The sequence below is a fragment of the Aeromonas sp. Y311-2 genome (assembly GCF_027706025.1).
GTDB lineage: Bacteria > Pseudomonadota > Gammaproteobacteria > Enterobacterales > Aeromonadaceae > Aeromonas > Aeromonas veronii.
This window is the reverse complement of the sequence record NZ_JAPDCL010000001.1, coordinates 260,592-282,409: the sequence shown is the minus strand read 5'-3', so window position 1 is coordinate 282,409 and position 21,818 is coordinate 260,592. Positions and strand designations below refer to the sequence as shown.

The 21,818-nt window shown below is 59.3% G+C and carries 18 protein-coding genes; 13 read left to right on the top strand and 5 right to left on the bottom strand.

Annotated features, from left to right (window positions below):
* The first annotated feature begins 63 nt into the window (after positions 1 to 63).
* The 3 genes from OKC42_RS01250 to OKC42_RS01240 all read left to right on the top strand — a co-directional run bounded on the left by OKC42_RS01250 (position 64) and on the right by OKC42_RS01240 (position 1,921).
* Positions 64 to 723 carry a YceH family protein gene (locus tag OKC42_RS01250; protein ID WP_064336484.1) on the top strand — a complete coding sequence of 220 codons (660 nt, stop codon included), beginning with the start codon at positions 64 to 66 and terminating at the stop codon, positions 721 to 723.
* Positions 724 to 808: 85 nt separating this feature from the next.
* Positions 809 to 1,372 carry a HutD family protein gene (locus tag OKC42_RS01245; RefSeq protein ID WP_270818977.1) on the top strand — a complete coding sequence of 188 codons (564 nt, stop codon included), beginning with the start codon at positions 809 to 811 and terminating at the stop codon, positions 1,370 to 1,372.
* A 93-nt stretch (positions 1,373 to 1,465) separates the two neighbouring features.
* Entirely contained in the window at positions 1,466 to 1,921 is a 456-nt protein-coding gene (locus tag OKC42_RS01240) for a PD-(D/E)XK nuclease superfamily protein (protein ID WP_069529010.1), read from the top strand.
* Between the two features lie 5 nt (positions 1,922 to 1,926).
* Here OKC42_RS01240 and OKC42_RS22675 read toward each other — a convergent pair whose 3' ends face one another.
* Entirely contained in the window at positions 1,927 to 2,130 is a 204-nt protein-coding gene (locus OKC42_RS22675; protein ID WP_083249997.1) for a hypothetical protein, read from the bottom strand.
* Positions 2,131 to 2,268: 138 nt separating this feature from the next.
* The gene (gene azu, locus OKC42_RS01235; protein ID WP_139428543.1) at positions 2,269 to 2,709 is read right to left on the bottom strand and encodes an azurin; all 441 of its coding nucleotides are present in this window, start codon (positions 2,707 to 2,709) and stop codon (positions 2,269 to 2,271) included.
* Positions 2,710 to 3,044: 335 nt separating this feature from the next.
* On the opposite strand from azu, the gene OKC42_RS01230 reads away from it, so the two are divergent.
* The 6 genes from OKC42_RS01230 (at position 3,045) to OKC42_RS01205 (ending at position 12,560) form a co-directional block, all read left to right on the top strand.
* Complete coding sequence (locus OKC42_RS01230) at positions 3,045 to 4,091, top strand: FAD:protein FMN transferase (protein ID WP_270818976.1); 1,047 nt, start codon at positions 3,045 to 3,047, stop codon at positions 4,089 to 4,091.
* A 159-nt stretch (positions 4,092 to 4,250) separates the two neighbouring features.
* Positions 4,251 to 5,897: a tetratricopeptide repeat-containing response regulator gene (locus OKC42_RS01225; RefSeq protein WP_042056451.1), complete on the top strand. Its 1,647-nt coding sequence runs from the start codon at positions 4,251 to 4,253 to the stop codon at positions 5,895 to 5,897.
* 66 nt (positions 5,898 to 5,963) lie between these two features.
* Positions 5,964 to 6,926 carry an ion channel gene (locus tag OKC42_RS01220; RefSeq protein WP_270818975.1) on the top strand — a complete coding sequence of 321 codons (963 nt, stop codon included), beginning with the start codon at positions 5,964 to 5,966 and terminating at the stop codon, positions 6,924 to 6,926.
* A gap of 115 nt (positions 6,927 to 7,041) precedes the next feature.
* Positions 7,042 to 7,848 carry an exodeoxyribonuclease III gene (gene xthA / locus OKC42_RS01215; protein ID WP_005337776.1) on the top strand — a complete coding sequence of 269 codons (807 nt, stop codon included), beginning with the start codon at positions 7,042 to 7,044 and terminating at the stop codon, positions 7,846 to 7,848.
* A 398-nt stretch (positions 7,849 to 8,246) separates the two neighbouring features.
* Positions 8,247 to 9,446 (top strand): efflux RND transporter periplasmic adaptor subunit, encoded by a 1,200-nt coding sequence (locus OKC42_RS01210; RefSeq protein WP_042056448.1) that lies wholly within the window; start codon positions 8,247 to 8,249, stop codon positions 9,444 to 9,446.
* A gap of 9 nt (positions 9,447 to 9,455) precedes the next feature.
* Complete coding sequence (locus tag OKC42_RS01205; RefSeq protein WP_064341877.1) at positions 9,456 to 12,560, top strand: efflux RND transporter permease subunit; 3,105 nt, start codon at positions 9,456 to 9,458, stop codon at positions 12,558 to 12,560.
* Between the two features lie 60 nt (positions 12,561 to 12,620).
* On the opposite strand, the gene OKC42_RS01200 is transcribed toward OKC42_RS01205, so the two are convergent.
* From OKC42_RS01200 to OKC42_RS01190, 3 genes are all read right to left on the bottom strand, one after another.
* Positions 12,621 to 13,706, bottom strand: coding sequence for an HlyD family secretion protein (locus OKC42_RS01200; RefSeq protein WP_005361696.1), 1,086 nt, complete (start codon positions 13,704 to 13,706; stop codon positions 12,621 to 12,623).
* On the bottom strand, positions 13,703 to 14,008 hold the full coding sequence (locus OKC42_RS01195) for a hypothetical protein (protein ID WP_021231217.1): 306 nt from the start codon (positions 14,006 to 14,008) through the stop codon (positions 13,703 to 13,705). Before OKC42_RS01195 ends, OKC42_RS01200 begins: the two co-directional genes overlap by 4 nt.
* A gap of 284 nt (positions 14,009 to 14,292) precedes the next feature.
* The gene (locus OKC42_RS01190; RefSeq protein ID WP_270818974.1) at positions 14,293 to 15,477 is read right to left on the bottom strand and encodes an OmpP1/FadL family transporter; all 1,185 of its coding nucleotides are present in this window, start codon (positions 15,475 to 15,477) and stop codon (positions 14,293 to 14,295) included.
* A gap of 392 nt (positions 15,478 to 15,869) precedes the next feature.
* Between OKC42_RS01190 and OKC42_RS01185 the strand changes: the two genes are divergently transcribed.
* The 4 genes from OKC42_RS01185 (at position 15,870) to OKC42_RS01170 (ending at position 21,799) form a co-directional block, all read left to right on the top strand.
* Complete coding sequence (locus tag OKC42_RS01185) at positions 15,870 to 16,370, top strand: hypothetical protein (protein ID WP_270818973.1); 501 nt, start codon at positions 15,870 to 15,872, stop codon at positions 16,368 to 16,370.
* Positions 16,371 to 16,666: 296 nt separating this feature from the next.
* Positions 16,667 to 18,199, top strand: a complete 1,533-nt coding sequence (locus tag OKC42_RS01180; RefSeq protein WP_270818972.1) for an efflux RND transporter periplasmic adaptor subunit — start codon at positions 16,667 to 16,669, stop codon at positions 18,197 to 18,199.
* A 73-nt stretch (positions 18,200 to 18,272) separates the two neighbouring features.
* A complete protein-coding gene (locus tag OKC42_RS01175; RefSeq protein WP_270818971.1) occupies positions 18,273 to 21,401 on the top strand; it encodes an efflux RND transporter permease subunit in 3,129 nt (1,042 codons plus the stop codon).
* A 44-nt stretch (positions 21,402 to 21,445) separates the two neighbouring features.
* On the top strand, positions 21,446 to 21,799 hold the full coding sequence (locus OKC42_RS01170; protein WP_040067936.1) for a copper-binding protein: 354 nt from the start codon (positions 21,446 to 21,448) through the stop codon (positions 21,797 to 21,799).
* Positions 21,800 to 21,818 lie beyond the last annotated feature (19 nt).

Sequence of the window (21,818 nt, the reverse complement as noted above, 5' to 3'; positions counted from 1 at the left end):
ACGCGGCGCGGACCATGACTAAGATAGGGGCTCTTGATGTCTCGATTTGGAAGGGAGTAGGAAATGGAGTTAGTACTTGGCCCACTGGAAGCCCGCGTCATCGGCTGTCTGATTGAAAAAGAGATCTGCACCCCGGATCAATATCCCCTCTCCCTTAATGCACTGGTCAACGCTTGCAACCAGAAGAGCAACCGCGAGCCGGTGCTGGAGCTCTCCGAGCTCGATATCCGCGCCGTGGTGGACGAGCTGATCCGCAAGCGGCTGGTGGTCAACACTGCAGGCTTCAACGCCCGGGTGCCCCGCTATCAGCACAGATTCTGTAACACAGAATTTGGCGAGCTGAAATTCAGTGCCCAGGAGCTTGGCATCGTCTGCGAACTGCTGCTGCGCGGCCCGCAAACCCCGGGGGAGCTGCGCTCGCGCACCAACCGCCTCTGCAGCTTCGATGATGTCACCGAGGTAGATGCGGTACTGACCCAACTCATCGAGCGTGGCCCCTACGTGGTCAAGCTGCCGCGCGAGCCGGGCAAGCGCGAATCCCGCTACGCCCACCTGTTTAGCGGCGAAGTGGATATTCAGGCGATGATGGATGCCGCCCCCGCCGCGGCCTATGCCTCCCCTGCCGCCGACCGTCTGAGCGAGTTGGAGCAGGAGGTAAACGAGCTCAAGAGCCGTCTCGCCGCCATGGAAGCGCGGCTGGCTGCGCTGGATGGTCAGGGCTGATCGCCTTTACCATCGCCAATCTCTATCAGGGAGCCGGGGCAGATGTCCCCTGCTCCCTGCGTTTTTTTATCGTGAGGAAGTGCCCGTGATCACCCTGATTAAAGAGTCTGACCACCAGAAGATGCCCTGGAAAAACCAGCAGGGCACTACCAGCCAGCTCCTCATCTCCCCCGAGGGGAGCAGCCTTGCCAAACTCGATTTTGACTATCGACTGAGCTCGGCCCCCATCAAGAGCGCGGGCCCCTTCTCCCCCTTTCCCGGCTATCAGCGCATTTTGCTGCCGGTGAGCGGGGCTGGCTTTGTGCTCAATGGTCACCCCTACGCCACCTTCGAGGCGGCGCACTTTAGCGGCGATGAGGAGACCCACTGCGAATTGCTGAAAAAAGAGGTGACCGATCTGGGGCTTATCTACCATCCGGATCGCATCAGCGCCAACGTGCGGGTTCTGAACCTCCCCTTTCCGCTGACCCTTACCCTCGAGCCAGAGAAGACCTACCTCTGTCACCTGCTGAGCGGCCAGCTGGCCGTGCAGGGCAAAGAGGTGGCCATCAACGAGACGCTGGTGGTGACCGGTGAAGAGAGCATTCACTTCGAATGCCAGAAGAAGACCGCCATCGCCTTCTTTACCCTGCAGGATGTTCTCAAATAGGATCTGCCGCGGTTAAAAATCACTCACGAATATTGAAAGTTATATATCTCGGAGTAATATGGGTCTCTCATGGCTTTTGTGATGAGAGATCCTATGCAATACACACTTGATGGATTCGAAACACCACCAGAACTCACCACTGAAGAAGAAAAAAGTAATCAACAACTACAGAAAAGAATTAGAGAGATTTTGAATGAATTTGGTTATGTTGAGGATAATAAATTAGTTAACGCCAAAACATTCAAATGCAGAGTTCCTTACGAGGATCTCTATGGGCTTAAAGCAATCAGTGCTTTTGTAATTAACCATCCAATTGATGGGTTAACTCGTATTGAGCCTCATCAGCAACAAGTTTCCGGCTCTGTAGACCGTAAATTTCCTTTCTTTTTACAAAGCGCAAACAAAGCTCCTGAACAAAATGTCATCATTTTGATTGAAGGCCAAGGCCATAAAAAAGCTGCATTTGAATGGCTAAAATCCGAGGCGAAAAAATGCGCTACCAAAAATGTCAAATGCTATGACTTGGCTGAGTTTTCACTCTGGCTCTAATTTGATTAACGTTTGGGTGCCCGCCCTCCACTGTCGAGGCATGCTTGCATTGTGTCATAAGGGATATAATGCTTGGTTCGGTTGTAATAAGTCCCCCCTTTCGGATGACATATACCACTACGACTTTTCTTTACCGGAGGTTCTGCTGCCAAGGCGATAGTACACACCAAGAGTAAACAACAACTGAGAACCAATTTTACTAATTGCATTTCCGTGTATCTTCCAGCGTCTTTAGAACAAAAACCTCGTCTGATGCCAGCCAATTCTGTCAGATATATAGCTCAATAGAAAAGCCGGGAAATCCCGGCTTTTGCTATTGAGGCAACCGGCTCGTGCCGGTCAGCACCTTAGTTGACCTTGAAGGAGCCCTTCATCATGGCGAAGTGGCCGGGGAAGGAGCAGAAGAAGGTGAGATCCTTGCCCGCCAGACCGTCGGTCTTGAAAGTGACGCTGCTGCTCTCGCCGCCGCCGATCAGCTTGGTGTGAGCCAGCACACGAGAATCATCCTTGGGCAGATAGCCGTTCTCGGCCCCGGCGCTCATCCCGGCAGTCGCCACGGTCTGATAGTCGGCGGTGCTGGCCAGCACCCAGTTGTGACCCATGGCGGTCACAGGCAGCTTGCCGGTGTGGTTCAGGGTGACCGTCACCTCCTTGCAGGTGGCCGGCACGCTCATCTCTTTGAGGTTGTACTGCATGGCATCATTGCCTTCGATGACCAGTGCACACTCATCCGCCAGCACGGGGGCAGCCAGGGTACTCAGAAACAGCAGGGTAATCGCCTTTTTCATCATCTTCTCCTTTGATTGGCAATGGATGGCAACGACTTGGCGGATGCGGTGAACGCTTCGCAAAGATGCCGTCTAAATCGACCTTCATTTTACTCAATTGTCTTCAATCGGCTATGGCTTTTGGCTAAAGCTGCGGGCCAGGTCACCAGACGGTGCTCTACTCGCCACTCTCTCCCTCACGGATGGACGATACGACCCACTCCCGCCACAGGTTCAAAAATGTTTAATTTTTTCTGCCCTTTTCCCTCCTATTGGCCCTATCAGGGCTCGCCCGAAGGGCGCCCCTTGGCTAAGCTAGCGCCCCGATATGAACCTTCTCCAGATGAGAGCGCCGGATGATTGCGATAACCCCCGTGGCGGCCATGCGCGGCCTGCTGCTGACCCTGCTGCTGGCGCTGGCCGGCTGCCAGCCCACCCCGCCTGCCCAGACCCGTATTCAGGGCAAGACCATGGGCACCTACTATGTGGTGACCCTGAGCGATAGTTATCCCGGTGGGGAGCCCGCCCTCAAAAGTGACGTAGAAAGTTTGCTAGCCCGGATGAACAAGGAGATCTCCACCTACGATCCGGGTTCGCTCATCTCCCGTTTCAATCAGGGGCCCGCCAACACCCCGTTTGCCATCCCGCCCGCCATGGCCATCATAGTCCAGCAGGGGATGGATGCCGGTAAGCTGACCGACGGCAAGCTGGATGTGACCGTGGGGCCTCTGGTCAATCTGTGGGGCTTTGGCCCGGACAAACGGCCGGTCAAGCGGCCCGATGAGGCAGCCATCGCCGCCGCTCGCCACAAGGTGGGCATCGACAAACTGACCCTGACCCCGCAGGGGGATCACTTCCTGCTCGAAAAAACGATCCCGGATCTCTATCTCGACCTCTCCACTCTCGGCGAAGGGGCGGCATCGGATGAAATCGCCACCCTGCTCGAGGGCAAGGGGGTACACAACTACCTGATCGAAGTGGCCGGTGCGGTGCGCAGCAAGGGCAACAACAGCAAGGGCTCGCCATGGAAAGTGGCCATCGTCGAACCCTCCGATCAGCCGGGGGCGTTTTCCGATATCGTCATCCCCAACGGCATGGCGCTCAGCACTGCAGGCAGCTATCGCAACTACTACGAGCTGGATGGCCAGCGTTACTCCCATATCATCGACCCCGCCACCGGCCAGCCGGTCACCCACAAGCTGGTCTCCGCCAGCGTCATCACCCCGACCGCACTGGAGGCCGATGCCCTCGATACCGCGCTGATGGTGATGGGGCCTGAAGCGGGGATGGCATTTGCCAAACAGCACCAGCTGGCGGTCTATCTCATCATCAAGACCGAACAGGGGTTCAAGGCTGAGTACACGCCGCAATTTGCTCCCTATCTGGCAGAGAAAAAACGGTGAGTTCAAGGCCCTGGCAACAGGGCCTTTTTCTTTCACTCATCGCGGGCAAAAGGCGGACAAACGGAGATGGTTCGCAATCGACAACTTGGCCAATTGCCTCTTCGGGCGCTTTGGTGGCACACTTTCTCCCATCAGCCCGTAGCGCCTCGACCCAGACAGATGCAGACACCCGAACAAGAGCCAGAAAAAAAGAGCCCAGCCAAGCCACAACGCATTCTGATGGTCAATGAGCAGCGCTCGTTTCAGGTGATGATGAAGGCGATGCTGCTCAATCTGGGTATCAGCAACATCACCTACTCCAATACCGCCGAGGATGCGCGGCGCCGCTGCCAGAAGGGCAGTTTCGACATCTATCTCATCGATTACGATCTGGGGGTTGGCGAGAATGGCCGCCAGCTGCTCGAGAGCCTGCGCGACAAAGACCTGATCCCGCCCCAGAGCGTGGTGATAATGGTCAGTGGAGACAGCTCCCGCGCCATGGTACTGAGCGCGCTGGAAGCCGAACCCGACGAATACCTGATGAAGCCCTTCTCTCAGGAGCAGTTCTCGTTTCGCTTGAAGCGCGCCCTCGCCCGGCGCAACGCCCTGGCCAGCGTCTTTACCGCACTGGCCGATGACAATCTGGCGGCGCTCATTACCGCCTGCGCCGAGCGGGCCGATGCGGTGCCCCGTTTTGCCAACTACTGCCGCTGCCTGCAGGCCGATACCCACCTCAAGCTGGGTCAGGCGCAGGAGGCGCGCTCCCTGATGCGCCAACTGCTGGCCGGGCAAGAGAACAGCTGGGCCCGCCTGACTCTGGGCAAGGCGTGCAACACCCTGGGGCTCCACGAAGAGGCGGTCAGCCATCTGCAGGCGACCCTCAAAAATACCCCGCTGATGGTGGAGGCTCACCTCTGGCTGGCAGAATCCCTGCTGGCCCTTGGCAATGACGAGCAGGCGCAGCAGGAGCTCAGACGGGCAGTGGATATCTCCCCTCAGTCGGTGCAACTCTCCCGACGACTGGCGGAGGTTTGCCTGCAGCGCCACGACTACGCCCAGGCCAAGGATGTGCTGATGTCGCTGATCGACCTGTCGCGCAACTCCATCCATCGCACGCCCCATTATCTGGGGGCCTATATCCAGACCCTGACCCTCTACGCCCTCAACAGCAACGACAGCTACCACATCGCCAACCTGCAAAAGCAGGTCAATTCGGCCCTGTCGCGCATCCGCGATTCGCTGATGATGTCGGAGTTCAACTACCCGGTGTTCGAGCAGATCTGTCAGGCCAGGGTGCAGATTGCGCTGGGGGAGCTGCTCAAGGGCAAGAAGATGCTCTATCGCGCCAACCAGAACTGGCTCGATGAGCCTGCCACCATGCCCCCCGCCCTCCTTGGCGAGACCATCCTCGCCCTCTATCAGCTCGGCGAGTTCGAATATGCCGAAAGCCTGCAAGGGCTGCTGGCGGAGGACGAAGATCGGCTGCTCACCACCTGCATTCAGGCAACCCGGGATGACAAGACGGTGCTGGAGCGGCGTCAGCGCTACCAGCAGCTCAACGATCTGGGGATCAAGGCCTATCAGAGCGGCGAGCTGGAGCAGGCCCTCGGCCATTTTCGCGAGGCCCTGCGCCGCGCTCCCGCCAATACCGGTGCGGCTCTCAACAAGATCCAGGTGCTGCTGCAACTGATGCAGAAAAACCGCAAGAGTCCGGAATTTGGTGCCGAGTGCAAGGACACCCTGGACGTGCTCGACGGCATCCCCCTCAACCCGGCCCAGCAGGAGCGTTTTCGCAAGCTGCGTCAGGAGTTCAACCAGTTCAGCTAAGACGCCGCCGCCCCCCCTTTTCCCCGCCTATGCTGAAACCAGTTCGGCAATGCGAGGGAAACGAAGATGGCGATGTGTCGTTATCTGGTGGCCGATGGCCGCCACTGCAGTGAAGAGGCTGGCGAGCACGATCTCTGCCACTGGCATGATCCCCACCATACCCACCAGGAAGCCCACACCGCCGAGGCGCTTGAACAGTACGTTCGCGCTGGCGGACTCTGCCACGGCCTGCAGCTGGCCCGCGCCAATCTGGCGGGTCTCAATCTGGTCAACAAAGAGTCCGATCAGGGATTTTTACTGGAGCAGTGCAACCTCTATCGAGCCAACCTGCGCGGTGGTCACCTCTACGGCCTGCACATGAAGGGCGGCAGCCTGATGAAGGCTGATCTGAGTGATGCCAACCTCCAGTGCGCTACCCTCGATGACGTCAACCTGCTCGGCATCCGCTGGCACAACACCCGGCTCGACAACATGCAGACCGGCAAACGGGTGATGCAGGATCGCAAGGGGCGCCGCGAACGGGATCCCAAACAGGCGCGCATCTGGTTCAAGGAGGCGGAAGAGACCTACCGGGATCTGCGCAAAGCCTCCGAGGCACAGGGGATCTTCACCATGTCCGGCAACTATATCCAGCAGGAGCTCACCATGCGCCGCCTGCAACTGCCGTTCTGGTCGAGCCAGCGTTTTACCTCCTGGGTGGTCGATCTCTTTTGCGGCTATGGCGAGGCCCCTATGCGGGTGGTGCTCTTCTCGTTGCTGCTCATCTTTATCTGCAGCATTTTTTACTTCTTCTGCGGACTACATTTTCAGGGCGAGCACCTCATCTACCAGCCCGGTGCCCCGCTCGAGCAAAATGCCATCTTCCTGCTCGAATGCCTCTACTACAGCGTGGTCACCTTCACCACTTTAGGGTACGGCGACTTCACTCCAGTCGGCCTCTCCAGGATCTTCGCCGCTTTTGAAGCCTTTACCGGCAGCTTTACGCTGGCGCTGTTTGTGGTGGTATTCGTCAAAAAGATGACCCGCTGACACCTCTGCCCACCCCGCGGTGCCTGCCACTGATGCAGGCCCGCGGCCAAACTTGCATCCACCGCCGATTCCTAGTCCAATAGCCACTTATAAAAATGACATGAGCATCCCGGACATGAAGATCATCTCTTTCAATATCAATGGCCTGCGCGCCCGTCTGCACCAGCTGCAAGCCATCATCGACAAGCACCAGCCCGATGTGATCGGCCTGCAGGAGATCAAGGTGCACGATGAAGCCTTCCCGCTGGCCGATGTGGAGGCCATGGGCTATCACGTGGAGTTTCATGGCCAGAAGGCTCACTACGGGGTCGCCATCATGAGCAAGCAGAAGCCGGTCAAGGTGGAGAAAGGCTTCCCCACCGACGATGAAGAGGCCCAGCGCAGGATGATCATGGCCACCTTCGAGCGCGAAGACGGATCTCTCATCAAGGTGATGAACGGCTACTTCCCGCAGGGTGAAAGTCAGGATCACGAGACCAAGTTCCCGGCCAAGCAGAAGTTCTACGAGGATCTGCAGCACTACCTCGAGACCAACCACACCCCGGACGACCAGCTGGTGCTGATCGGGGATATGAATATCTCCCCCACCGATCTCGACATCGGCATCGGCGAAGCGAACCGCAAGCGCTGGTTGCGGGATGGCAAGTGCTCCTTCCTGCCCATCGAGCGGGAGTGGATGGAGCGACTGAAAGGGTTCGGCCTGACCGACACCTTCCGCGCCGCCAATCCCACCGAGTGCGAGCGTTTCTCCTGGTTTGACTACCGCTCCAAGGGCTTTGACGAGAACCGTGGCCTGCGCATCGACCTCATCATGGCCTCCGATGCTCTCAAGGACAAGGTGACCGAGACCGGTATCGACTACGAGCTGCGCGGCATCGAGAAACCCTCCGACCACGCCCCCATCTGGGCCTGCTTCGCCTGATGCGGCGCAAGATTAACCGATGAGTCGCGACGAATTCGTAAACTGTGAAGCGGCTCGCGGTTGCCTGCGATAAAAGGGCGTAAAAACCCCATCCAGACAAGGTGCCTTATGGCACCTTGTTTTTTGCAGCAAGGAATGGCTGGCGTGATACGGTTACGAAGAGCCCTGGCCCGGGATGAACATCCCCGAAGCCCCCCCGCCCAAATCGGAAAAGTCAGACTTTTTTCGTCAATCGGCAACCCTAATTGCCACTTTGAGAAGGTTGTGTTCAAGGTTGCCGCCCTATCATCTCCCATTCCAATCATAAATAAGTTGTTTTTTTAATCATGAAGTTAATGATGTGTATGGAGAAACATGCTGAACGCAGCAGCCGAAATCGATCCAACAGGAGTGTGATGATGAAGGTGCCCAATGCCGGAAGAGAGGTTTACAAACGCAGCTTGCTGACCCTGGCGCTGATCAGCGGTCTGAGTGCCTGTGGCGGCGAGACGACCCAGACGGCCCAGACCATGCCCGCCGTCCCTGTGGTGGTCGCCGAGGTCAAGCTGACCGATGTGCCGCTCACCACCGAGATGGTGGGAGAGACCGCCGGTTTTCGGGAGATCGATGTGCGCTCCCGGGTCAGTGGCATCCTGCTCAAGCGCACTTATGTGGAAGGCCAGCCGGTTACCGCCGGTCAGGAGCTGTTTCTGATTGACCCGGAGCCCTACAAGGTGGCACTGGAGCAGGCCAAAGGGACTTTGGCTCAGGAGCAGGCCCGTCTCAACAAGGCCCGTGCCGATCGGGATCGCATCATTCCCCTCTTCAAGCGTCAGGTGGTGAGTCGCAAGGACTATGACGACACCATCGCCAACTATGAAGCGGCCATCGCCAGTCATCAGGCCGCTCAGGCCAAGGTGAAAGAGGCGGAGCTCAACCTCAGCTACACCCAGGTGACCGCCCCCATCAACGGCATGGCGAGCAAGAGTTCCCAGTCCGAGGGGAGCCTTATCTCCACCAGCGGCGACAACGGCCTGCTCACTACCATCACCCAGTTTGATCCGCTCTACGTCAACTTCTCCTACTCGGAGCAGGATCGCCTCAACTTCGAAAACTCGGTAAAGAAAGGGGTGATTGAGGCGAAGGATGCCACCACCTGGCGCACCCATATCCGTCTGGCCGATGGCTCCCTCTACCCGGAGGCGGGCAAGCTCAACTTCTCCGACAACCGGGTCGATCCCCAGACCGGCACCATCCGTGCCCGCGCCATCTTCGACAACAAGGACGGCGTACTACTGCCCGGCCAGTTTGTCCGCATGACCATCGATCTGGGCCTGCGCAAAAACGCCATCGTGGTGCCGCCGCGCGCCATCGTCCAGTCCCAGGCTGACCGCATGGTGATGGTGGTCGATGCCGACAACAAAGTAGTGCCCCGTCCGGTGACCCTGGGCGCGGCAGTCGACTCCGGCGTGCTGATCGAGAGCGGCCTGCAGGCTGGTGAGCGCTATATCGTCGAAGGCTTGATGAAGGCTCGCCCCGGCGCCGTGGTAAAACCTGTCTCTGCCGACGAGATGAAGGCGATCACCGGCAAGGTGGTCAGCCAGTCTGCGGCCAAGTAAGGAGCCCGTATGTTTTCCAAGTTCTTCATAGAACGCCCCATCTTCGCCAGCGTGATTTCGATCATTATCGTGCTGGGCGGTTTGGCGGCGATGCGGGCGCTCCCCATCGAGCAATATCCCCAGATAACCCCGCCGGTGGTCTCGGTCACGGCGTTTTATCCGGGCGCAACTCCGGAGGTGATCTCCCAGACCGTGGCAGCGCCGCTGGAGCAGCAGATCAACGGCGTCGAGCGGATGATCTACATGCAGTCGGGGTCGGCCTCCAACGGCCAGATGAACCTCAACGTCTACTTCGAGATCGGCACCGATCCGGATCAGGCCACCATCAACGTCAACAACCGGGTCTCGGCTGCCATGGCCCAGCTGCCGGAAGAGGTGAAAAAGCAGGGGGTGACGGTCAAGAAGAAATCGACCTCCATCCTGCAGGTAGTCACCCTCCAGTCACCGAACGGCTCGTTTGATACCACCTATCTGTCGAACTACGCCCTGCTCAACATCATCGACGAGCTCAAGCGGATTCCCGGCATCGGTGATACCACCTTGTTTGGCGGTACCGACTATGCGATGCGTATCTGGCTACGGCCGGATCGACTGGCCCAGCTCGAGCTCACCCCGAGCGACGTGATCGGCGCCATTCGCGAGCAGAACACCCAGTTCGCGGCAGGCAAGATTGGTGCCCAACCCACCACGGCCCCCATCGACTTCACCTACACGGTGCAGACCAAGGGGCGCCTTGAGGATGTGAAGGAGTTCCAGAACATCATTGTCCGCTCCATGCCCGATGGCTCCAAGATCCGGGTCCGCGATGTCGCCCGGGTCGAGCTGGGGGGCAAGGATTATGATCTGGTCGCCCGCGCCAACGGCAAACCGGCCATCGGTATCGCCACCTATCTGCAACCGGGCGCCAACGCCGTCGCGGTCGCCGATGCGGTACATGCCACCATGGAGCGACTCAAGGAGCGCTTCCCGCAGGATATCGAGTACCAGATCCCCTACGACACTACCGAGTTCGTGAAGATCTCCATCGAAGAGGTGGTACACACCCTGTTCGAGGCGATCGTACTGGTGTTCGTGGTGGTCTATCTGTTCCTGCAGAACTTCCGCGCCACCCTGATCCCCTGTATCGCGGTGCCGGTGTCGCTCATCGGGACCTTCGCCGGCATGCTGGTGCTCGGTTTCTCCATCAACCTGCTGACCCTGTTCGGCATGGTGCTTGCCATAGGTATCGTGGTGGATGACGCCATCGTGGTGCTCGAAAACGTCGAGCGGATCATGAGCGAGAAGAAGTGCTCCGCCAAGGAGGCTGCCATCCTCGCCATGCAGGAGGTCTCCGGTCCGGTGGTCGCCATCGTGCTGGTGCTCTGCGCCGTGTTCCTGCCGGTCGCCTTTATGGGTGGCATGACAGGGGTGATGTACAAGCAGTTCGCCATCACGGTCGCGGTCTCGGTCGCCATCTCCGGTCTGGTGGCACTGACTCTCTCCCCGGCCCTCTGTGCCGTGTTGCTGAAAGAGGGACACCACAAACCGGCCCGCTTCTTCGTCTGGTTCAACGAAAAATTTGACCAGCTGACCCGCGGCTATGTACGGGGTGTGGCCTTCCTGAACCGTCGGGTGGGGGTCGCCTTTGCCATCATCGCCGTGCTGATCCTCTCCATCTACGGCCTCTTCCTGAAAGTGCCGGGCGAACTGGTACCAAACGAAGATCAGGGCTACCTCATCTCCGCCGTCATGCTGCCGGATGCCGCCGCGATGAGCCGGACCCAGGCGGTGGCGGATCAGTTCGACAAGATCGCCATGGCAAACCCCCATGTGAAGGATGTGATCACCTTCTCGGGCTTTGACATTCTCTCCAATGCCATCATCAGCAACAGCGGCATGACCTTCATTACCCTGAAGGACTGGAGCGAGCGTCAGGGGGCCGGGCAGGACTCCTTCTCGCTGGCCAAGACCTTCCAGGGCTTGAGCCTGATGGGGCTGGCGGATGGCTTTGTCGCCTCCTTCAACCCGCCTCCCATTCAGGGGATGTCCACCACAGGTGGCCTTGAGGCCTATCTGCAAAACCGTGGCACCGGCAACGCCCAGGCCTTCTCCGGCGAAGTACAGCGCTTCCTTGAAGCAGCCAAGGCGCGCCCGGAGTTTGCCAGCGTCACCAGCACCTACCGCGCCAACGTGCCGCAGGTCTATCTCGACCTGGATCGCGAAAAAGCCAAGGCGCTGGGGCTGCCCATCAACGCGGTGTTCGACACCATGCAGGCCACCTTCGGCCAGGTCTATGTCAACGACTTCAACCAGTTCGGCCGTACCTACCGGGTGCAGTTGCAGTCCGAGGCAGACTATCGCGCCAAGAAGAGCGACATCCGCAACGTCTATGTCCGCTCCGACAAGGGGGAGATGATCCCGCTCAGCAGTCTGGTGACGGTGCGTGATGCCACCGGCCCCGAACTGGTCGAACGCTTCAACATCTTCCAGGCCGCCAAGATCATGGCACAGCCTGCCCCTGGCTACAGCTCGGGTCAAGCCATCGCCGCGCTGGAAGAGGTTGCTAATGAAGCTCTTGGCAACGACGCCAAGCTGGAGTGGACCGGCTCCGCCTATCAGGAGAAAGCGGCCGCAGGCAGCGCAGGCATGGCCTTTGGTTTCGGTATCGTGATGATCTTCCTGATTCTGGCTGCCCAGTATGAACGCTGGAGCCTGCCGTTTGCGGTGATCACCGCGGTACCGTTCGCCCTGTTCGGTGCCCTGCTCGCCACCTGGCTGGTGGGGCTGACCAACAACGTCTACTTCCAGATCGGGCTGGTGACCCTGGTCGGCCTTGCCGCCAAGAACGCCATCCTGATCGTGGAGTTCGCGGTGATGAAGCACGAAGAGGGGATGAGCCTCATCGAGTCGGCACTGGAGGCGGCGCGCCTGCGTTTCCGTCCCATCGTGATGACCTCGCTCGCCTTCATCCTAGGCTGTGTGCCGTTGGTCACCTCCAGCGGGGCCGGTGCGGCAAGCCGTCACGCCCTCGGCTGGCCGGTCATCGGCGGCATGCTGGCCGCTACCTTTATCGCCATCTTCTTTATCCCGCTCTTCTTCCGCCTCATCATGAGAGGATCGGAAAAAAGGGCCTGACTATTCCGGTAAAGCTCACCAAGCCCCTCCCTCACGGAGGGGCTTTTTTATGTCACTCCGTTACATCGCAAACAGATAGGCCTTCATCGCTTTGAGGCGTACGGTGGCGGCACCGATGATGTCGATAAAGCCAAGCAGCGGATGGGGTTTATGTGCCGAAATCCAGGCTGAGCCGGTTGCCCCAATTGGCAGGTCCACACCGTCCGGCACCAGCATGTCGAGTACCACTGTCCGGCCATGGCTCGACATGTTGTTGCCCACATGCTGCCGTACATCCTGATCCCCCTGCGCAACACTCATCTGGGCCTCCCCCGTGCCAGTAAGTACTGAGTGCACCCGTGCCCGAAAGATGCGTCCTGGATAGGCATCTACATAAAACTCGGCAAACTGGCCTGGTGCTATGTTGCGAAAACTCTGATCCGGAATGCGAAACTCCAGAAACTTGCGAGAAGTGTCGTATAGGTGCATGTTGCCGGTACGGGAACCGCTGGCAATATTGACTATCGAAACCTGCCCATCAAACGGAGCCCTGATCACCTTCTCTTCATTCCGTCGCTCCTGCAAGGCCAGCTCTGTCTCTAGATTCAACACCTGAGCTTCAATCGCCTGAACCTTCGCTTCACTGGCACTCAGTTGCGCCAGATCGCCATCAATTTGGGTCTGCAGCTGGTCACGGCTCTGAATACTGGCAAAGTTACCCAACTGAGTCAGCCGAGCCAATTCCTTGTGATTGAGGTTCAGTCGTGACTGGATCGCTCGCTGCTGGCTTACCTCTGACGCCACCTGGGCATGCTGGGCGTCAATCTGATAGCTCAACGCCTGAGACTTACCGTTACTCTCCCAGTCCGCAAGACTATAAATGGGCTGACCACGCGCAACGCGCTGATTATGCGCAACATAAATCTGATCTATCTGATGAAACTGGTTGATGCCTAGTAATGGTCCCAACACCGCATGAGGTGCCTTGACCGTCGCCGAATCGGTAAAATCCACCGGAGCCAAATGGCGAGAGGTAGTCAACAACCCAAGCGCCAATAACGCACCAATTGCGGTACTCCAAAAACCCGTTTTTAGGTTCCAAGGCAATATGTTCAGCTTGACCAGCAACCAGACGATCAGGATATAGGGCAGCAGGATCTCTTTCATGATGCCTCCCCCTCATGACGGCCACGTCGAATACCATGGCCGATAATAAGGCTCATCCGCTCGCTCAGCACATCCCAACGGGCAAAGGCGATGATGACGGCAAGCACCCACCAGGTCTTGTCGATAAACAGTCCGCACAAGGAGAGCGCAAACACCAGGGTGATATGCACCGACTCGGACACCTTGGCACGATGCACAGCGATCTCATGCAGTTGCCACAGCAGATAGACCAGATAGAGGACCACATAGAGAGTGATCACAGTAATCACCCCCATAAAGATCTCGGAATCAAGCAGTACCATGATGGCTGGCAAAGCATGGTTGAACCTGGTCGCCTCAATTGGATAGATGTGGGCACCTTTCGAGAAGAAGACAACCAGAGCGACCGTGACCAATATAAACGTCAGGCGCCAAAGCCACCGCGCTAACGCAGAGGTTGATTGTGATGACATTTGATGCTGTTCCTTGAGTAACGGATGAGCAAACAAGTGGACCTCACGAGCCACCCAGCTAATAACGCGCCGGATCGGCGCGACGGCTAGGATGGAGAAGCCCCCAACCAGTGAAGGCTTGCAAGGCTCACAACTCAGAACTGGTGTTGCACACCGATGTTGAAGAAGTTCAGGTAGCTGTTGTTGTAACTGCCGGACAAGTGCGGGCGACCGCTCCCATCCTGATCCACTGGCATATCACCCAGCCAGGCCAGGGTATAGCTGGCTTCCACCTTGGTGGCTGGGCTCAACTGATAACTGGCCCCCAGACCCCAGCGCCAACCAGAACCCACTGGAAGCATCACAGTACGGTACTCATCACTCACTGCACTACTGTCATAGCCTATTCCGCTGCTCAAACGCAGTGCAGGGGTGACATCAACCTGTGCCCCCAGGCTGGCATGCCATGTATCCTTGTAATTCATATCAATGGTTTGGCTGCCCATGGCAGATGCCACACCGATATCGCCAAAACGGGACCACTGCTGCCAGTTGGCACTGGCCAGCAAGGCCCACTGGTCGTTGAGTTGGTGATAGCCACTTAGCGTAATGGTCTGCGGAATCATGATCTCGACCCCTAGACCTGCCACATCAGCACGTGGGAAGAGCTGATCTTCCAGCTCCCACTTCAGTTCGGAGAAGTAGCTCAGGCCGATACGGGAGTGCTGATCCAGCTCGTAAAGTACCCCGAAGGAGGCGCCATACGCCCAGTCGCTGTTGGAGAATTCCCGCCCTTCCCCCATCCCGGACGTCAGATCCACAGAGGCTTCCAGCGAACCATTCATGGCGATCAGGCTGGCTCCCACTGACCAATTTGAGTCAATGCGGTACGCCAGACTCGGAGCAAAGGCAATGCCGGTCAGCTTGGCCGACTGGGTATAACCACGACCATCCCAGCCATCGCCATAATCGATACCCAGACCGTGACTGCCAAAGACGCCGATACCTGCGACCCATTGATCGTCGATGACATGAGTCAGATAGAGGCTGCCGAGCGGCGCGGTCTGCAGGGCATTTCCGCCGTTGTTACCGCCGTTGTCCAGATCCAGCTCAAGGTCGCCGTATACCACACCGCCATTGACCTGCAACTGGGTACCTTCCAGTTTGGTCATACCGGCCGGGTTGCTTGCGATAGTATCTGCCCCTTGGGCACGGGCGGCAGACCCTGCGTTGGCCAGCGCACTGTTGGCAGTGCTGGTCTCGTAGAGGGCAAGGCCGCCAGCCATGGCTGATGGACTCAGCAAAGCGGCAAGCATCAGCGACAGCAGTCGTGGCTGCATTTCAATACTCCTGAATAGTGAACATGGTGAGCACCCGGCAAGGTGTGCTGCTCAAAAACACGGTTTGACTCTTTGATTGTCAGCATCCGGGAGACCTGCGGCTTTATACTGCTCGCTCATGGCGTCACGGGATGGATAAGGTCGGCAAGCACTCCTGCCGCAGTCATTTATGCCGGAGCAAAAGAGTGAACCATCACGTCATCGTGGTAACTGACAGGGGGCATCCTAACGGGATGAGGGGCATGCTTCATTAGGGTTGGGCATACGCAATGGTTAAGCATTGCTTAAATATCCCCCCCAACATAGCACCTCTATTACATCACCGGCGCCATTGACCTTCACCTCGTGGCAAGGTTTACAGTCCCGCCATCTGCTCCCTAAGGATGCTCGGATTGTCACTCACCCAGCTTGCGACAAGATTGCCCTCTGCCCTGCTAGCCCGGCTGCTGCTGGCGCTGCTGCTCGTCTGCAATCTGACTCTCTGCATCAGCTGGCATGGTTCTCCCCTCTCCTCCGAGCCGACCCCAAGCAGCGCCCAATCGATGGTGATGTTCGATTCATCCATGGCGATGGCGGATGGCGATATCTCTCATGCAATGTCCGCTATGGATCACCCGGGCGATCTCATGCCCCTCTCCTGCCATCAGGGAGACGAGGGGTCAGCCATGGGCGATGAGTGCCAGATGCAGACCGGCGTCAATGCCCCCTCCTTCGGCGCGATGACTCTGCTTGGGGTACTGGTCGCTCTGCTGCTCTTCCCCTTGCTACTTGGCAACAACGTCGCAGCGTCACTGCTTGATAATTGGTTGCGGGATCCCTTCCTGCGATCGCGCGGCACTCACCCTCCCTCCTGGCCGCGCCGACATCTGATGCTGTCGGTGTTACGCCACTAGAAAGTCCTTCTCTTGCGGCACAGGCAAGCTTTAACTTGCCCGTTTCCTGCCGCCTTGCCTGACCCTGTGCCCCGGCCAAACCAGTCCGCTCACAGGGAGCCGTGCGCACTGATACAGCTGCGCCCCGTTTGCCGCCAGCCCCTTGGGTGATGCCTTGCACCTCACCCGACCGGCGGCCTGCAAAAGAGAAGACGTATTATGTCACCAGCCCACTTTTCACCGTCCAAGGTTGCGGCCTTCGCGGGCGCATTACCCTCCTGCACTTTCTGCATGCAGATCCGCGCCGGAGGCCAGTCATGAACAAGACAGTCCTGATGTCGGCCCTGCTGCTCGCCCTCGGCGCCGGTGGCGGCTACTGGGCCGCCAAACAGACCTCCGATAGCGCCAGCGCCAAAGAGAAGACCCCCCTTTACTGGGTCAACCCCATGGATCCCCGCGACAAGCGCGATGCCCCTGCCAAGGACAACATGGGGATGGACTTTATCCCCGTCTATGAGGAACAAAAAAACGGCTCGCCGGGCACCGTCACCATCACCCCCGAGATCCAGCAGAACCTGGGGGTGCGACTGGCTAAGGTCGAGCGACTGCCTATCCACCAGCAGATCGAGACGGTGGGCTATGTCGGGTATGACGAGGACAGGCTGGAGGCAGTCAACGCCCGCATGGCGGGCTGGATCCGCACCCTCGCCATCAAGAGTGAAGGGCAGCAGGTGAGCAAGGGGAGCCTTATTTACGAGCTCTACGCACCGGATCTGGTCAACGCCCAGCACGAATACCTGCTGGCCCTCAACACCGCCAACCCCCTGCTGCTGCGCGCCGCCGAGGGCAAGCTCAAGTCCCTGCAGGTACCGGCAGATCAAATCTCAGCCCTCAAGCGCACCCGTCAGGTGCGCGAAACCATCAGCATTTACGCCCCCAGCAGCGGTTATGTTTCCGAGCTCAAGGTGCGCGAGGGCCAGTATGTGGAGCCCGCTGCGGCGCTCTTTAACATCAGCACCCTCAAGCAGGTGTGGGTCAGTGCCGAGGTGTTCGAACGTCAAGCCGCCCAGCTGAAAGTGGGGGATCCGGTCACCATGACTCTCGACTATGCCCCCGGCCGCAGCTGGCAAGGTAAGGTGGATTACCTCTATCCGACCCTCGATGCCGCCACCCGCACCCTCAAGGTGCGGCTGCGCTTTGCCAATCCGGACGAGTTCCTGAAACCCAACATGTTCGCCAAGGTGAGCATTCGCACCGGACAGGGAGAACCCCGGCTGGTGGTACCGAGCGAAGCGGTGATCCGCACCGGCAGCCAGGACCGGCTGGTGCTGGCACTGGGGGATGGCAGCTTCAAGTCGGTGGCCGTCACCCTGGGCACCCAGTTTGGCGACAAGGTTGCCATCAAAGAGGGTGTTGAAACGGGGGACAGCATCGTCAGCTCGGCCCAGTTTCTGCTCGACTCCGAATCGGCCATCGATTCGGACTTCCAGCGCATGACGGCGGTGCGCCCTGCCCAGGTGTGGACCCAGGGCGAGGTTGAAAGTATCGATCTGGCCAACCGCACCCTGATGGTCTCCCACCAGCCCATCCCCGAGTGGCAGTGGCCCGCCATGGAGATGGAGTTCACCGTGGCCGACGGGGTCGACATCAGCAAGCTGGTCGAGGGGCAGATCCTGCACCTGCAAGTGATGCAGGAGGGGGATGAGTACCGCATCACCACCATCCATCAGGAGCAAGCGCCCGCTACTGACGGCGACGCCAAGCGTGGAACGGATGAGATGGAGAAGATGGAAGGCATGGACCATAGCCAGCATCAGATGGCGATGCCCGAGATGGAGAAGAAGTCATGACCCCTTCCATCATTCGCTACGTTGCCAACAAACAGGCTCAGCTCTCTGCACAAAATGAGCAAGGAGCAAAACCATGATCCCGTCGATTATTCGCTGGTCCATCGGCAACCGCTTTCTGGTGCTGTTGCTGACTGTCATGCTCACCGCTTGGGGGCTCTGGTCGGTCAAACAGACCCCGGTGGATGCCCTGCCGGATCTCTCCGATGTGCAGGTGATCATCAAAACCTCCTATCCGGGCCAGGCGCCCCAGGTGGTGGAGGATCAGGTCACCTACCCGCTCACCACCGCCATGCTGGCGGTACCGGGGGCCACTACGGTGCGCGGCTACTCTTTCTTCGGCGACTCCTTCGTCTATGTGCTGTTTGACGACAACACCGACCTCTACTGGGCCCGCGCCCGGGTACTGGAGTATTTGAGCCAGGTGGCCCCCAATCTGCCCGCCTCCGCCCGCCCCCAGCTCGGCCCCGATGCCACCGGGGTGGGTTGGGTCTACCAGTACGCGCTGGTGGACAGAACCGGCAAGCATGACCTCAGCCAGCTCACCTCGCTGCAGAACTGGTTCCTCAAGTACGAGTTGCAGACGGTTGAGGGAGTCTCCGAGGTCGCTACAGTCGGTGGCATGGTGCGCCAGTATCAGGTGCGGGTCGACCCGGACAAGCTGCGCGCCTACGGCATTCCGCTCTCCCTTATCGAGACCGCCATCAAACAGGGCAATCAGGAGACAGGCGCTTCCGTCATCGAGATGGCGGAAGCGGAGTACATGGTGCGCTCCAACGGCTATCTCAAGAGCGTTGAGGATCTGAAGCAGATCCCGCTCGGTACCAATGTGCGCGGCGCCCCGCTGCTGCTGGGGGATGTGGCAGATGTAGTCACCGGCCCCCAGAGCCGGCGCGGTCTGGCCGAGCTCAATGGTGAAGGGGAAGTGGTGGGCGGCATCATCGTCATGCGCTATGGCGAGAATGCCCAGCACACCATAGACGGGGTCAAGGCACGGCTGGCGGAGCTGAAAAGCAGCCTGCCAGAGGGGGTAGAGGTCGTCACCGTCTACGATCGCTCCGACCTTATCCAGCGCGCCATCGACAACCTCTCCGGCAAGCTGGTGGAGGAGTTCGCCGTGGTGGTGCTGGTGTGTCTGGCCTTCCTGTTCCACCTGCGCTCGTCGCTGGTGGTGGTCATCACCCTGCCCATCGCCATCCTGACCGCCTTCATCGTCATGCACCTGCAGGGGATCAACGCCAACATCATGTCGCTGGGGGGCATCGCCATCGCCATCGGCGCCATGGTGGATGGCGCCATCGTGATGATCGAGAACGTCCACAAACACATGGAGCGGGAGGCGCTCACCGACAAGAACCGCTGGCGCATCATCACCGAGGCGAGCATAGAGGTGGGGCCTGCCATCTTCTTCTCCCTGCTGATCATCACCATCAGCTTCCTGCCGGTGTTTGCGCTGGAGGCGCAGGAGGGGCGGATGTTCCACCCCCTCGCCTTCACCAAGACCTACGCCATGGCGGCGGCCGCCGCACTTGCCATCACGCTGGTGCCGGTGATCATGGGTTACTTTATCCGTGGCAAGGTGCTGGCGGAGCAGGCCAATCCGCTGAACCGCTGGCTAAGCCAGGGCTATGTGCCGCTGCTCAAAGCCGTGCTGGCACGCCCGAAAACCACTCTGGCTATCGCCGCCGTAGTGACGGTGGCGGGCTTCTGGCCGCTCAAGTACCTGGGCTCCGAGTTCATTCCGCCGCTCGATGAGGGGGACATCATGTATATGCCCACCACCGCAGCCAATATCTCGGTGGGCAAGGCGCGGGAGATTTTGCAGCAGACCGACAAGCTCATTCGTACCGTGCCCGAGGTGCAGAACGTGTTCGGCAAGGCAGGCCGCGCCGAATCGGCCACCGACCCCGCCGATCTGGTGATGATGGAGACCAGCATCCAGCTCAAGCCCCGCGATCAGTGGCGCCCCGGCATGACCCCGGAGAAGCTGAAAGAGGAGCTCGACTCCCTCATCCGCTTCCCCGGCCTCACCAACGCCTGGGTGCCCCCCATCAAGACCCGCATCGACATGCTGGCCACCGGCATCAAGACCCCGGTGGGCATCAAGATTGCGGGGCCCGACCTCAAGGTGATCCAGCAGCTTGGCCAACAGCTCGAACAGATCGTCGGCAAGGTGGAGGGCGCCTCATCGGTCTACGCCGAGCGGGTGGCAGGTGGCCGCTATGTGAAGGTGGATATCGACCGGCTCAAAGCAGCCCGCTACGGGCTCAACATCGCCGATGTGCAGGCGGTGCTCGCCACCGCGGTGGGCGGTATGGAGGTGGGCCAGACCATCGAGGGGCGCGAGCGTTACCCCATCAACCTGCGCTACCCCCAGAGCTATCGCGATTCGGTGGCGAGCCTCAAGCTATTACCAGTGGTGACGCCGAGCGGGGCGCGTATCGCGCTGGCGGATGTAGCCCGGGTCTACATCAGCGATGAAGCCCCCATGCTGCGCAGTGAAAACGCGCGGCTCAACGGCTGGGTCTACGTCGATATTCGCGGCCGCGATATCGGCTCCTTCGTCGATGAGGCCAAAGCCGAGGTGGGCAAGCAGCTGGTGCTGCCGGCGGGCTACGCCCTCACCTGGTCTGGCCAATACGAGTACATGGAACGGGCCAAGGCGCGCCTCGCCTACGTGGTGCCGCTGACGGTCGCCATTATCGTGCTGCTGCTCTATCTGGCGTTTCGCCGCGTTCAGGAGGTGCTGCTCATTCTCACCACCTTGCCGCTGGCGGTGGTGGGGGGGATCTGGACCCTCTGGCTGCTCGACTTCAACCTCTCGGTGGCGGTCGGGGTGGGCTTTATCGCTCTGGCGGGGGTGGCGGTAGAGACCGGCGTCTTGATGCTGGTCTACCTCAACCATGCCTGGGATGACCTGGTGGCCAGTGGCAAGCCGGACAAGGCGGGTCTGCACCGGGCGGTGATCCACGGCGCCGCCCTGCGCCTGCGCCCCAAGATGATGACGGTGGTCACCATCATCGCTGGCCTCTTGCCCATCATGTGGAGCCACGGCACCGGATCCGAGGTGATGCAGCGCATCGCCGCCCCCATGATCGGCGGCATGGTGAGCGCGCTGGTGCTGACCCTCCTGGTGCTGCCAGCGGCCTATTACCTGTGGCGCAGTCGCAGCCTTGGCAAGAGCGCGTACCCGCAATCCGAATAACCCGATTTCACGATCCATATTGACTGAACGATAAGGAAACCATCATGAACTACAAAACGCTGACCCTGACCCTGCTGCTTGGCCTTGCCACCCAGACCAACCTGCAAGCCGAAGAGATGATGCACCATGAAGGGCACGATATGAGTCAGACGGGTGAGATGAGCGAACAGGCCGCAATGGTGATGACCAAGGGGGTCATTACCCGCCTCGATGAGGGGAGCGGCAAGGTCGGCATCAAGCACGAGGCGATCGAGAACCTCAAGATGCCCGCCATGACCATGGTCTTTCGAGTGGCAGATCCGGCCCAGCTCAAGGGGCTCAAGGTGGGGGATGCTATCCACTTTCATGCCGAAAGCCAGAGCGGCAAGCTCACAGTGACAGCCATCCAGCCGCAATAAACGGCTCTGGCTCGCCGAA